This window comes from Nitrososphaera viennensis EN76 (assembly GCF_000698785.1).
GTDB classification, from domain to species: Archaea; Thermoproteota; Nitrososphaeria; order Nitrososphaerales; family Nitrososphaeraceae; genus Nitrososphaera; species Nitrososphaera viennensis.
In genome coordinates, this window is sequence record NZ_CP007536.1 from 2002134 (window position 1) to 2014923 (window position 12790).

Below are 12790 nucleotides of genomic sequence, written 5' to 3' on the forward strand. Positions count from 1 at the left end.
AGCTGTTGGGAATGATTATGCCACTGCCAGAGTGACATCTATCTCCTCCAAATTTAGCAGACCTCAGTTGATGGCAAAAAGAGAAGTAGATAATGGCAATATGAATGGTGCCGCGATGGAGAAAAACTAGGACTGGTGAAACCTCTCTGAGTAACAGTGATGCACTCGATCGCTTAAAAGATCCAAAATGGACTTCTGTCCATATGGGTGCAATCTCAGTTCCTATGCAGACAATGAGCAGTATGCTAATGTTAATGCAACTAAAGTTATTGATGATCTATCTTTTCTTGTCAATGCAGGAGGATGCAGTAATATGCCGCAAAATATCCGAAAGTTTCTGAGCTCGACTTGTCCCTGAGTATTGCAGGATGTGTTCTCAAGCTTTTTATCATTGGGTTTGCCCTGTGAATGCATGCCATTGGAGAATAAAGAGATTCTTCAGGCTGATGCTACTGTCATTGTAGGCGTGATGGTTTTACTTGCTTTGGGCAATCTTGATGCAACTGATTATGGTTCTAGGGCAATAACATCAATTCTTTTCATAGCTGTATCTGGCATAATTGTACCATTTTCAGTTTCTGCAATCTTGGCAACCACTGAACATCCGGTAGCAGCTAAACGCTGGATGATAGTCGGCTTCATAATTCTGGTCCTCGTATTCTTGTGGTATACTCTTGCAGCTTTCTACAGTGTTCGTTGAACCTTACCTTGAAATAATTTCAGGAAATGGATTACTATGAAAATATGGGGGACACCTAGACAATAGAAATCTTTGCGGATCCGTCATTACTCAAGCCTTTTATTGTAAACCTTATACAACATGAAATTAGTTCTTTTATCCTCTTGCGCGGCAGTGTAATAGCTGATATTGCTCACGGCAAACACCGCTGCAGAGAATTATGCACAGCCGTGCTCAAATTATGCAATTATGCACGCTCAAAAAACAGCCCTATGCACCGTGTTTCGACCGATTTTTATATTCGTAAAGCGATCAAAATATCGTGCGCGAGGGCGAGCAGAAACAACAACTGCTAAAGTCAATCTCGGTTCTTGTGCCGCTTGAAAGGGTGGAGGCAAGCCTATCCGAGATCGGCTTTCTCTTGCAGGATTCTGCAACCGTTGTAGCCGACGGCAAGTTCTGGAAGCGCATGCTGTACGTGCGCGGCGGCGAGACGATAAGCGTCTCCGAGGAGATTGGCGACGCGTACCCAAAGGACCCGATTATCACTATCTGCGGTTCCAAGAGCACGATAACGCACGTTGTCAAGGGCGTGGGCGGCTAGATAATGCCACTGTACGAATGCAACGAGCACCAGTTTGTAGAAAACCTCCGGCGCCTGCTTGAGGCCGGCGAAAAGTTTGTCGTAAACCGCAGGACGACGATGCACGACGACGCCAAGTACGGGCCGGCGACGCTGCCGGAGGAAGAGTTTGCCCGGTACGAGACGCTGTGCACCAGAAAAGCGGTCAACTCGACAGTCTATGCAAAGGTGCCGTTTGTCGACGCGTACCACGGCGGCCGCATGCACGACGCCGAGGAGAACCTGCACTCGTCTACCACGTTAAAGTTCCCGAGGATGTCGATACCCTACTACCGCATAGAGTATTCCGTAAACGTGTGGGGCGGCACGTACTTTTTCGCGTTTGACGCGCTATTCGACCCTGAAATAGTGATTGAAAAGAGGAGCGGAAGAAGGCTCGGCAAGGGCGCACTGGTGCACGTGCTGCGGTACAGCCCGCCCAGGGAGCAGGTGCTTTCGATAAACCTTCCAAAGGGGGTCGTGGTGCTAGACGTCAAGCACATGGTGCGCGTGATTGACCACACGTCGAATTTCTAGTCAGTGCGATTTCAGCCACGCAAAAAAAGCCTCCAGCGAACTGGCAAAGGGGAGCGCCTTGGCATTTTTTGCGTTGTAGCCGAGCAGTATCATCCTCGACTCCAGCCTGTCCTGCAGCGACGGCGGCAGCTGGTATTTTTTCAACGGGCCGAAAATCTCGAAATAAAACTCTTGTTTGTAAAATGCGACGTGCTGCGCAAAGCAGTCTGACAGTATCGTCGGGTCGCCGGCCACGCGCTCGTTGATCTCCTCTTGCCTTAGCCCGCGGCTGTCAACAGCTATCTGCAGCATGCGCTTTGTATAGTTCTCGCGAGTGAACGCGGGGTCGAGTCTGTTTGGCATCGACGCGTACATCCGTATGTCTCTTGCAGCCTGCTCTACCGTCCTTTTTGCAAGGTCCCTTGCCTCTCCTATCTCAGAGTCGCCGTGCACGCCGTGGTCCTTGCCAAAAATGAAAAACGCGCCGATTGTCTCTTCGCGCTTTATGTACGGAAAGTCGGCCTGCCCTGCGATAAAGCGAGTTATCCTTGCCGGGATGTCGGCAGGCAAAAAGAGGCCCATGTACGAGTCAGAGAGGACGGGCAACGACAACCGGAATAACGCGCATAGCGTGATTTATTCTTAAAGAAATGAAATGAGATGAAAAGAAAGGAAAAAGGAAAAGGCTTTTGCCTCTAGTGCGCGTGCGGCGGAGCCTGAGAGCTCTTTGACAGCGCCTCGTTGAAGGTGCCTGCAGCCTTTTCGTGGAATTCCAGGTTGCTCTGGTCGACCTTGACTGCCTGCGGCGGGCACACTGAAACGCATGCCATGCACCAGATGCAGTCGTGCTCCCTGATTGGGTCTGCCTTGTCGGTATAGTCCTTGCGCTCTTCCTTTACCGAGCTTCCTGTTCCTGCAAAGGTCTGGTTGATGGCCTCTTTTGCCGGGACATCGTGCTCTGTCCTGTACCACTGGTACACCTGTACGGGGCATGCTTCGATGCAGGCGCCGTCTGCGACGCAAGAGTCCCAGTCGATTGCGACCATCGTGCCACTCACGCCCAGCGGGACCAGCTCTTCGCCGTGCGACTCGTATGCGTGCTTGACCTCCTCGTTCTCGGCGGCCTCGGCTACCTTGCCTGGGCCCCAGAAGAAGTGGAAGTGCTCGCCGTCAGAGTGGTTAATCCTTCCAATCACTTGATGATTCCGCGGAAAGTCTGGATCTATCGGCATTTTTACTCTGCAAGAGAGAGGGTTTCAAATATTATATAAACTGTTTGCGGGTACGAGCCATAGTTTGCAACTTTGATCTGTAGTCGCCGTCGTCAGAGAAACGCCGGCATGAAGAGGTAGCCTCCGTGCAGTTTCTTGTGCTCGTCGATGCCCTCCTGCGAAACGCCCTGGAAGCCGCACTGGTCGCAAACGTAAAGGCCGAGGGCCTCCGGCTCGGACCTGATGCCCACCACGAGCACGTCTCCAAACTCGATGACGGAATGCCCGCCGCCAACGCTTGCCACGTACCTTTTGACAAGGTCTTTTGCCTGCCTGTTGTTGTTGCCGTCGTCGTCGTCTTCTTCTTGCGCCTCCACCTCGTCTTCAGCGATCGATACTTCCATGCCGCTTTCTGCCAGCACGTCGCGTATCCTGGCCGCAAATTCGGCGTCGCCGGCGCAGCTTATTGTCAAAGGCATGCCATCACTACCTTCGCCCGGCGCGTACAAAAGCGTTGTTGCCTAGTTATTTTTCAAACAGCACCAAAAGCCGCCTGTCTTCAAGCCTTGCCCTGGCAAGCTTCATGCCGGAGGTTGCCACGGGCAGGGGCACGATGTTGACAATCTTGCCTGCCGCGGTCTTGACGCTCAACGTGAGCGAGTCGCCGTACCTCTCGATCGCAAAGTCGTCCTTTCCCGAAAAGGGCACCTGCACCGTCATGCGTATCGCCGCCGCGCCGTCCTTCTCAAACGCGTACGGCTGGCCCCTGTAGAACACCTTTGCGGGATCCTCGTCCCCGAACAGCTGGTCGCCGTGCTTTGCCAGCATCTCCATCCCGCGAAGTTCCGTCGCGTACAGCTGCACTTCCTTTACCGGAAGCGGGTAAAAGTTGGCCTTGGCCTCCTCGACCTTGCCGTGCTGGAAGCTTGCCCACCTGTCGTAGTACGCGTCGGACGAGCCGGCCATTATCTTGTTCACCACGGCCATGTCCACGTTTATTCCGTAGAGGCTTGCAGACATCATGGCGCGCTTGGCGTTTTCGATGCTGAACGTGTCGGGGTTTGCCACCAGGCGCAGGCTCGTCACGTTGCTGTCCTTGATAATCTCCGCAAGCGAGTCGAGCCTGTCCATCAGGTCCACCTCGCTCTGGATGACGCTCCTTGAGGGCGCCGGAATTTTCGCAAGCGGCTGGAACACCTTGGCAAAGCCAGAGAAAAGGCCGGCAAGGCCGGTCAGCTTGCGGCCGATGCTCCCGACCAGCTTTGGGAAGTAGAGGTAGCGCAGCGCCTCGCCGGACGCCGGCATGTCGAGCACGACTGCGTCAAACTCGCCCGTGTGCGAGACCTCCTCTATCTTTAGCAATGAAAAAAGCTGCGTCATGCCGGGGAGCATCGCTATCTCGTAGGCAAGCGTCTCGTCTATGCCCTTTGCGGAAAACACGGACGCCATGTACGACAGTATCGTGCTGTACTGCTTGCTCATCTCGGTGACGGGGTCTATCTGCTGCGCCACCAGGTTCTCTGCTACTTGCCCCGGCTCGTGGCCCACCTCCGGCATCATGAACGCGTCTGCAAGCGTGTGCGCCGGGTCTGCCGACAGGACCAGTGTTCTGTGGCCGCGCCTGGCAAGCTTTAGCCCCGTCGCGCAGGACGTCACGGTCTTGCCGGTGCCTCCCTTGCCGGTGTATATGATGAGCCTCAATTTATTCAGGGCAAAATCGACATTTTAAAGATAAAAAAGTTTGGAAAAAAGGATAAAGAGAGAGAGGCGGCGGGCCCTAAGTGACGTACGCCCTCTCTGCGTGCTGCGTGATGTCGAGGCCGATGTCCTCTTCCTCTTCCTTGACCTTGAGGCCGATTGTCTTGTCTATCACCTTCATGATGACGGCCGTGCCTCCAAAGCCCAGCGCGCCTGCAACTCCGACGCCGAGCGCCTGTATTGCAAACTGCATCGGGTTGCCAAAGAGGAGCCCGTTTGGTCCCGCCGGGTTTACCACCTGCGTCGCAAGTATGCCTATCGCAAGCGAGCCGACGATGCCTGTGACTCCGTGCACAGAGCTGACATCAAGCGCGTCGTCTATCTTCCAGTGCTCCTTGAGGAGCAGGATGGCATAGTAGGACGCAAAGCCAAGCACGATGCCAAGGATAAACGAGCTCTGCGCGTCGATAAAGCCGGCGGCCGGAGTCACGCCTGCAAGGCCGGCAATGGCGCCGTTGATGACGGCGGTTGTCGATGGCTTGCCCGACCTTTTCCATGAAAGGAATATCCACACCATCGCGGACGTGGCGGAGGCGATATGGGTTACAAGCAGCGTGTTTGCGGCAAGCGAGCCTGACGCCAGCGCGCTCCCCGCGTTAAAGCCAAACCAGCCTATCCACAAAAGCGCGGCCCCGATGACTGCAAGGGGGATGTTGTGCGGGACCATGATGTCCGGCCCAAAGTTCTTCCTGCGGCCAAGGATGAGGGCGGCTGCAAGGGACGCCATGCCTGCGCTGGTGTGTATTACAATACCACCTGCAAAGTCAAACACGCCCAGATCGGCAAGCCAGCCCCTGCCCCAGATCCAGTGGGCAAGCGGGTAGTAGATGAATATGCTCCACGCTATGATGAAAACAAAGAACGAGCTCCACTTCAGCCTCTCAGCAAACGCTCCCGTTATGAGGAGCGGCGTGATGACCGCAAACATCATCTGGTATCCGCCAAATGTGACCCCCGGTATCGTGGGCGCATAGTCAACGCTGTCGTTGAACGGCACGTTGTTGAAGAACAGCCAGTCAAGGCCGCCGATCCACCCGTTCTGGGAAGGAGCGAACACCAGAGTGAACCCCAAGACGAACCAGAGCGTGGAAAGGATCGCAAGGCCGGAGAAGGTCTGCATGAGGACAGACAGCGAGTTCTTGCTGCGGATAAGGCCAGCTTCAAAAAAGCCAAGCGCGGGCGTCATCAACATGACGAGACCTGTAGAGATAAGCATCCATGTAGTATCTCCAGTATCGATCGGCATTTCCAGCCTCTATGTGAGAGGAGAATGCTATAAAAAGTCATCGCAATCATGATAATATCATAATCTATGATTTTTATGATATGATCTTACAAGTTGCGATAATTATCACGCCCTGTTTGAAATCATGGCTGTGACGGTGATGATGATGCTGCTGATGCTGTTGTTGGTGACGACAAGGCAAGCACCAGTTCTGCCGCCGTGCGCCTGACGTCGCCCTCGCCCACGCCGGGGTGGACCGGGAGCGAAAGGACCCGCCCCGCGCACCACTCCGTGGCCGGCAGTTTTGTTGCCGCCGACAGCTTGCGGTAGTAGGGCGTCTTGTGCACCGGCGGGTTGTAGTAGACGGTCGCGCCGATGCCTTCCTTCTGCAGCCTTGCCATCACGCCGTCTCGCGCCGCGCCCTTGGCAAGGCAGACCGTGTAGAGGTACCAGTTGAACACACGATCGTCGCTTTCCTGCGGCAGCGCGACGTCTTTTGCGCCCTGCAAGAGCTCCGACATCAGCTCTGCGTTCTTCCTCCTTGCGGCAAGCATTGAGGTGAGCTTTGCCATCTGCACCTTTGCTATTGCGGCCGCAAGCTCTGGCAGGCGCAGGTTCAGGCCCAGGACCCGCGTGTCGTAGCCTTTTACCATGCCGTGGTTCCGTATCATCTTTAGCTCGTCTGCAAGGCGCGAGTCGTCAGTCGCTATCGCGCCGCCCTCGCCGGCGGTCAGCACCTTGCTTGCGTACATGCTAAAGCACCCCATTGCGCCAAACGTGCCGGTCTGCCTCTTTTTGTATGTGGAGCCAAGCGACTGGCACGCGTCCTCGATGACGGCAAGCGAGCGCTTTTGCGCGAGTTCAGATACGGCGTCCATGTCGCACGGGTGGCCGTAGAGGTGGACGGGTATCACCGCCTTTGTCTTTCTCGTCACCTTGCGCTTTGCGTCGGAAACGTCGATAGTGTAATCATGCTTTTCAATGTCTACAAACACAGGCTTGGCACCTGCCGCGACGACCGCGTTTGCGGTGGCGACAAACGTGAACGACGGCACGAGCACCTCGTCGCCCGGCCCGATGCCTGCGGCAAGAAGAGCCGCGTGCAGCGCCGCGGTGCCCGAGTTGACCGCTATGACGTGCTTGCAGCCGAGGTACTCTTTCATGAGGGATTCGAAATCGCGGACGCGTTTTCCTCCGTCTGCTGCGGCGCTTGTGAGCGCGTTTTCCTCTATAACGCTCATCACTTCACGCTTTTCTTCTTCTCCTAGCTGCGGCTTGTTTATTGGGATCACGGTGAAAACAAGGTATACTTTTGCGGTTTAAAAGAATGTTGGCGTACATGGCCGTACAAGCTGCGCATGGCCCGCAGTCGCAGCCGGCAGGATTCTTGGCACAATAATATTGCGAAATGCGCGCCCTGCGTCGTAATCCCTTTTCTCTTTTTCAAGCCCTTCTGCCTATAGTTTCCAAAACTAGAGTCGTACTTTGTACCAATCAACTAAATCAGTTCTGCATAATGGCTTTTAATTTTCTGGCTAGGTTGACTCCAGATGAACGGTAAAAAAGTTCTAGTTATTGGCCTTGGCCAGATAGGCTACAGCAACGCAGAGTACATGACGATGAAGGGTCTGACGGTCGACGGCTATGACATCAGCGAAAAGGCTGTCCAGCGCGCGCTGGACGATCAGGTCATACGAAAAAGGGCGAGCAACTTTGCCGGCTATGACTATTACATTATCTGCATCTCCACGCACAGGCCGGAAGACATGTTCCAGCCGTACCTCGACGGGCTGTTTGACATTGCAAGGCAGCTCTCGTACGAGGGCAAGCAGGGAGCGCTTGTCGGGATAGACAGCACGATAACGAGGGGCACGTCGGAAAAGGTCCTTGAGATGCTGCGCCACAAGATGCACGTGGTGCACGTACCCCACAGGTTCTACATCAACGAAAAGCACGACCACGGCGTGCGCCAGACCAGAGTCATCGGCGGCTGCGAGCCCTGCTGCATCGACAAGGCGCGCCAGTTCTACGGCGACCTCTTGGACATACCGCTCCACCCTGTAGAATCGGTGGAGGTGGCAGAGCTGTGCAAGATAGTGGAAAACTCGTACAGGTTCATGGAGATAGCTTTTGCGGAAGAGCTGAAGATGTTCTGCGACCGCTCTGGCATCAATTTTGCCGATCTCCGCAGCGCGATAAACACGAAATGGAACATCAAGGTACTCGAGCCACGCGATGGCATAGGAGGCCACTGCCTGCCAAAGGACAGCCAGATGTTCCTCAATTTGTCAAAGAGCCTTCTGGAGACAAGCATCATAGACGCGGCAAAGAAGGTGGATGAGGAGTACCGGTCGCACATCGGCCACCCTGTGCCTCCCGGTAAAGTCCCGTCAATGCAGCAGCTGCACTGAGGAATACAAAAGCATGAAGCTGGCGCACCTTGGGGCGATAGCCACGGCAGCAATAGTGGCGGTAGGTGTGGTCCTGGCCTTGGGCCCGGCTTACATGCACACGCTTGACCGCAACAAGCCCCCTCCTGTCATGCTGTCGTTTTCTGTGGTAGACGGCCAGAACGTGCCGCAATGGTGCAAGGACCTTTCTTCCATACTCGCCAAGCACAACGTCAGGGCGACGGTGTTTGTCACCGGCAAGGTTGCAGAGCAGAACCCTGGCTGCGTGACTGCCCTTGCGGCCTACTCGGGAATAGACATCGGGAGCCAGACGTACAGCTACGTCGCCCTGCCGTCCGTGGGAGACTATACAAAGGCACTCGACGAGGTCAAGCGCGGCAAGCTGGCAGTCGACGCGGCTGGCAACATAAACTCCAAGGTATTCAAGGCGCCCTACGGCGCAACCGACCAGAACATCTACTCGCTTCTTTCAAGCTCTGGCATTTCAGCCGACTTTTCCTATTCTTCGCAATACAACAAGTTCGAGGGCGGCCAGTTCGTCAAGTACGACCTGGTGTCATGCGACAACTGCGGCGAGTCGCCGGACAGGGTGCGCCAGCTCATGGACATGCATTCGCCGGTGATGATAGACATCGACAACACGGCGCAGCCAAGCGAGATCGAAAGCCTGGTAGTCGCGCTCAAGAACGGCAACGTGAACCTTGTGAACGCGTCCGGGCTCACGGGCCTTGACCTGACGGTGAGAAACGCATAGCCATGATTGAGCAACCACCACCATCATCAGACCAGCAACAGCCTCCTCCTCCAGCACAGTCATCATCATCACTACCATCATCATCAACAATAACAACCCCGGCGGCCATGTCCGGGCAGCAGATAGGAAAAAGCGGCCGTATTCACGTCAGCAAGAAAGCCTGGGTGGTCAGGTCGCTGACAATCCTTGCAGTGCTTGGGATAATCGCTTACACCATCGTCCTGAGCCTGCAGATGAACGACTGGTTCATCCTTGCAAGCGTGATATTCCCGCTCCATTCGCTTACCGCGCTCGTGGTCGGGTGGATATTCTTCAAGTCGCCGGCCACTGGCAAGGCCGGAGACGACCTGGTTACTGTCATCATACCCGTCTATAACCAGAACGTGATGATCGAGTCTGTGATAGACGCCGTGTTCCAGTCCACGTACAAGAACCTGGAGGTGGTTGCAGTGGACGACGGAAGCAAGGACGGCACGCAGGAAATCCTCAACAGGCTTGCGGCAAAGCACCCTGCGCTAAAGGTGGTCCACAAGAAGAACGAGGGCAAGCGCAAGGCAATCGCTTCTGCGTTCTACAATTCAAAGGGCAACTTTTTGATATTCATAGACTCTGACAGCATTGTCGACAGAAACGCAATCATGGAACTTTTGAAGGCGTTCAAGGGCGACCCCCGGGTCGGGGCGGTAGTCGGGCACGCCAAGGTGTGGAACGCCGACAAGAACGCCCTCACAAAGTGCCAGGATGTGTGGTACGATAATTCGTTCAACGTCCGCAAGTCCGCCGAGAGCTACTTTGGAAGCGTCATGTGCTGCTCGGGCTGCCTTTCCGGCTACAGGCGCGAGGCGATTGCCGACTATTTGCCGTACTGGACCAAGGCCAAGACGCCGATAGCCGACGACAGGGAAATGACGTCGTTTGTCATCTCGCCAAACAAGGCAAAGGAGATGATGGCGCCGGCCACGAAAAACATGATGAGGTGGATGGCCCGCTACGACGACGCCGAGGACCGCAGCCTGACGGGCCAGGCGCTCCTGGACTGGAAGGCAGTGTACGTCCCGACCGCCCTCGTGTACACCGAGGTGCCGGAGAAGATGAGGATGTTTGTAAAGCAGCAAAAGCGCTGGAAGAGGGGCACCATGAGGGTGAACTTTTTCGTCAGCGCCTTTTTCTGGCGCAGAAACCCCGTCATGGCGTTTCTCATCTTTTACCTCGAATTCATGCACACGTTCATCAGCCCGCTTTTGATAACAACTGCGTTCATCTACGAGCCGCTGATGCTTGGCAACTACTGGGTGCCGTCTCTTCTGTTTGCCAGCCTGATGCTGATGGGGCTTGCACAGGGCGCCGACTACAAGTTCCGCGACCCAAGCTCAAAGCACTGGTACTACAAGCCGTTTGAGAACATGCTGGCCGCGTTCGTGCTGAGCTGGCTCATCTTCCCGGCTCTCTGGAGCCTGCGCAAGAACGACTGGGGGACGCGCTGACGATGCAGGTCCTGCTGTCCGCAAAATGCCTCCGCTGCGACATACTGCTTGACGGCCGGGAGCAGTTCGTAGGCCACATGATCCACGGACACGAGATGTCCATAGTGCAGGCAGAGGCTATGTGGAAGTCGGTACACAGCTACGTTGGTGGCGGTGATGATAGAGGCGCCGGCTGATCCGCGATTCCTGCAAATCTGAGACGTGCAGACAGCAGTACCGCGTCTCATTTTTGTATAAAACTAAACATGTGTGTGAGTATTGCCTGCCCGGGGCAGGCGGCAATATGTCGGTATATAGTCCCCATTAGTGGGTATAGATCATGTAAATCCCCAAAAACAGAGTACTGTTATATTATATTCCACCATAAAGTGATTGCATAATCGCTTTTAGTAATTTGAATAGCTTGCATCAAGATGAATAATAACAACAAGGTTTTGGTCATTGGCCTTGGTCAGATAGGCTACAGCAACGCAGAGTACATGACGATGAAAGGACTAAAAGTCGATGGCTATGACATCAGCGATAAAGCGGTTCAGCGCGCAATCGATGATCAGGTCATCAGGAAAAAGGCGACCAATTTTGCCGGGTATGACTATTACATTATCTGCATATCCACACACCAGCCAAGTGACATGTTCCAGCCGTACCTTGATGGGCTGTTCGAGATAGCAAGGCAGCTCTCGTACGAGGGCAAGCAGGGAGCGCTTGTCGGGATAGACAGCACGATAACGAGGGGCACGTCGGAAAAGGTCCTTGAGATGCTGCGCCACAAGATGCACGTGGTGCACGTACCCCACAGGTACTACGGCCCTGAAAAGCACGACCACGGCGTGAACCAGACACGCGTCATCGGCGGCTGCGAGCCCTGCTGCATCGACAAGGCGCGCCAGTTCTACGGTGACATGCTGGACATACCGCTCCACCCTGTAGAATCGGTGGAGGTGGCAGAGCTGTGCAAGATAGTGGAAAACTCGTACAGGTTCATGGAGATAGCTTTTGCAGAGGAATTAAGGATGTTCTGCGACAGGTCTGGGATAGAGTTCCCGGAGTTGAGGGGAGCGATAAACACAAAGTGGAACATCAAGGTACTCGAGGCACGCGATGGCATAGGAGGCCACTGCCTGCCAAAGGACAGCCAGATGTTCCTCAATTTGTCAAAGAACCTTCTGGAGACAAGCATCATAGACGCGGCAAAGAAGGTGGATGAGGAGTACAGGGCGCACATTACATGCGCAGTTGCTCTACAGCAGAAAGAACAACAGACAAAAAATAAACCACACCTGACGACTGCAAAACCCACGACCATTCCAATAGTACAGGAATGACTCGAAGTGAAGTTAGCACATGCAGGCATGATAGCTACGGGTGCAGTAATTGTGATTGGGGTTGCCATGATTGTCCCTGCTTTTACGCAGCATCAGGGTATCGATAACCGAGGAATGGTCATGTTGTCTTTTGACATTTCCCACGCGGGAGACAAGGCGGCCTCATGGTGCAAGGACCTAGCGTCAACGCTCGCCGCACACAAAGTTGTCAAGGCAACTGTCTTTGTAACCGGTGAGATAGCCGAGAAAAGTCCCGAGTGTGTAACGTCCTTTTCATCAAATACTGGTTTTGACGTAGGAAGTCAGGCGTACAGCTATGTCGACCTCGTCTCTCTAAATAACAACTATACTAGAACGCTTGAAGAGGTTCAGAAAGGTAAAGAGAGTGTAGATAATGCAGGAAACCTGAATTCACGGCTTTTTAAGGCTCCTTATGGCAAGACTGACGAAAACATTTACTCACTTTTGACCCAAGCAGGCATTGTCGCTGACTTTTCCTATGTCAACCACTACAACAAGTACGAAGGGGGACAATTTATCAAATACGACCTCAAGGTCCTCCCCGGAACCGAGGATGGATTTGAACTCTTTACCATAGTTTCTAACGATGCCAACTTTGTACCAGCCTATCCACAGGAGCCGGTGCCACTAGAGATCACTTTTGACAACTCGATGGAAATAAAAGAGATAGACAAGTTCCTTTCAGAGCTTGGCACTTCTCCTTACAATAGCAAGATTCGTTTCGTGAGTGCTTCTGATATTGCAGGACTCGACCTCACCGCAGAAAGGAGGTTGCAATAACACA

Annotated in this window: 15 protein-coding genes; 9 read left to right on the top strand and 6 right to left on the bottom strand. The window is 54.2% G+C overall.

Annotation, left to right across the window (positions count from 1 at the left end; translation table 11 throughout):
- The first annotated feature begins 412 nt into the window (after positions 1 to 412).
- The 3 genes from NVIE_RS11380 (at position 413) to NVIE_RS11390 (ending at position 1838) form a co-directional block, all read left to right on the top strand.
- Positions 413 to 700 carry a hypothetical protein gene (locus tag NVIE_RS11380; protein WP_144239690.1) on the top strand — a complete coding sequence of 96 codons (288 nt, stop codon included), beginning with the start codon at positions 413 to 415 and terminating at the stop codon, positions 698 to 700.
- Positions 701 to 1001: 301 nt separating this feature from the next.
- Complete coding sequence (locus NVIE_RS11385) at positions 1002 to 1283, top strand: hypothetical protein (RefSeq protein WP_144239691.1); 282 nt, start codon at positions 1002 to 1004, stop codon at positions 1281 to 1283.
- Between the two features lie 3 nt (positions 1284 to 1286).
- The gene (locus NVIE_RS11390) at positions 1287 to 1838 is read left to right on the top strand and encodes a hypothetical protein (protein ID WP_075055361.1); all 552 of its coding nucleotides are present in this window, start codon (positions 1287 to 1289) and stop codon (positions 1836 to 1838) included.
- Here the strand turns inward: NVIE_RS11390 and NVIE_RS11395 are convergent, their stop codons facing one another.
- From NVIE_RS11395 to NVIE_RS11420, 6 genes are all read right to left on the bottom strand, one after another.
- On the bottom strand, positions 1839 to 2429 hold the full coding sequence (locus tag NVIE_RS11395) for a hypothetical protein (protein ID WP_227717358.1): 591 nt from the start codon (positions 2427 to 2429) through the stop codon (positions 1839 to 1841).
- Positions 2430 to 2512: 83 nt separating this feature from the next.
- Entirely contained in the window at positions 2513 to 3049 is a 537-nt protein-coding gene (locus NVIE_RS11400; RefSeq protein WP_075055363.1) for a 4Fe-4S dicluster domain-containing protein, read from the bottom strand.
- Between the two features lie 92 nt (positions 3050 to 3141).
- Positions 3142 to 3507, bottom strand: coding sequence for a hypothetical protein (locus NVIE_RS11405; RefSeq protein ID WP_144239693.1), 366 nt, complete (start codon positions 3505 to 3507; stop codon positions 3142 to 3144).
- A 46-nt stretch (positions 3508 to 3553) separates the two neighbouring features.
- On the bottom strand, positions 3554 to 4729 hold the full coding sequence (locus NVIE_RS11410; protein WP_075055365.1) for an ArsA family ATPase: 1176 nt from the start codon (positions 4727 to 4729) through the stop codon (positions 3554 to 3556).
- 76 nt (positions 4730 to 4805) lie between these two features.
- A complete protein-coding gene (locus NVIE_RS11415) occupies positions 4806 to 6032 on the bottom strand; it encodes an ammonium transporter (RefSeq protein WP_075055366.1) in 1227 nt (408 codons plus the stop codon).
- Positions 6033 to 6154: 122 nt separating this feature from the next.
- Positions 6155 to 7303, bottom strand: a complete 1149-nt coding sequence (locus NVIE_RS11420) for a DegT/DnrJ/EryC1/StrS family aminotransferase (protein WP_075055367.1) — start codon at positions 7301 to 7303, stop codon at positions 6155 to 6157.
- Positions 7304 to 7561: 258 nt separating this feature from the next.
- Here NVIE_RS11420 and NVIE_RS11425 point away from each other — a divergent pair, with 258 nt between their 5' ends.
- The 6 genes from NVIE_RS11425 to NVIE_RS11445 all read left to right on the top strand — a co-directional run bounded on the left by NVIE_RS11425 (position 7562) and on the right by NVIE_RS11445 (position 12786).
- Positions 7562 to 8422, top strand: a complete 861-nt coding sequence (locus NVIE_RS11425) for an NAD(P)-binding domain-containing protein (RefSeq protein WP_075055368.1) — start codon at positions 7562 to 7564, stop codon at positions 8420 to 8422.
- 13 nt (positions 8423 to 8435) lie between these two features.
- Positions 8436 to 9176 carry a polysaccharide deacetylase family protein gene (locus tag NVIE_RS11430; protein WP_075055369.1) on the top strand — a complete coding sequence of 247 codons (741 nt, stop codon included), beginning with the start codon at positions 8436 to 8438 and terminating at the stop codon, positions 9174 to 9176.
- A gap of 2 nt (positions 9177 to 9178) precedes the next feature.
- On the top strand, positions 9179 to 10660 hold the full coding sequence (locus NVIE_RS11435; RefSeq protein ID WP_227717359.1) for a glycosyltransferase family 2 protein: 1482 nt from the start codon (positions 9179 to 9181) through the stop codon (positions 10658 to 10660).
- Positions 10661 to 10662: 2 nt separating this feature from the next.
- The gene (locus tag NVIE_RS15590) at positions 10663 to 10836 is read left to right on the top strand and encodes a hypothetical protein (protein WP_158435219.1); all 174 of its coding nucleotides are present in this window, start codon (positions 10663 to 10665) and stop codon (positions 10834 to 10836) included.
- A gap of 237 nt (positions 10837 to 11073) precedes the next feature.
- Positions 11074 to 11985, top strand: a complete 912-nt coding sequence (locus tag NVIE_RS11440) for an NAD(P)-binding domain-containing protein (protein ID WP_084790795.1) — start codon at positions 11074 to 11076, stop codon at positions 11983 to 11985.
- 27 nt (positions 11986 to 12012) lie between these two features.
- Entirely contained in the window at positions 12013 to 12786 is a 774-nt protein-coding gene (locus NVIE_RS11445) for a polysaccharide deacetylase family protein (protein ID WP_075055372.1), read from the top strand.
- Positions 12787 to 12790 lie beyond the last annotated feature (4 nt).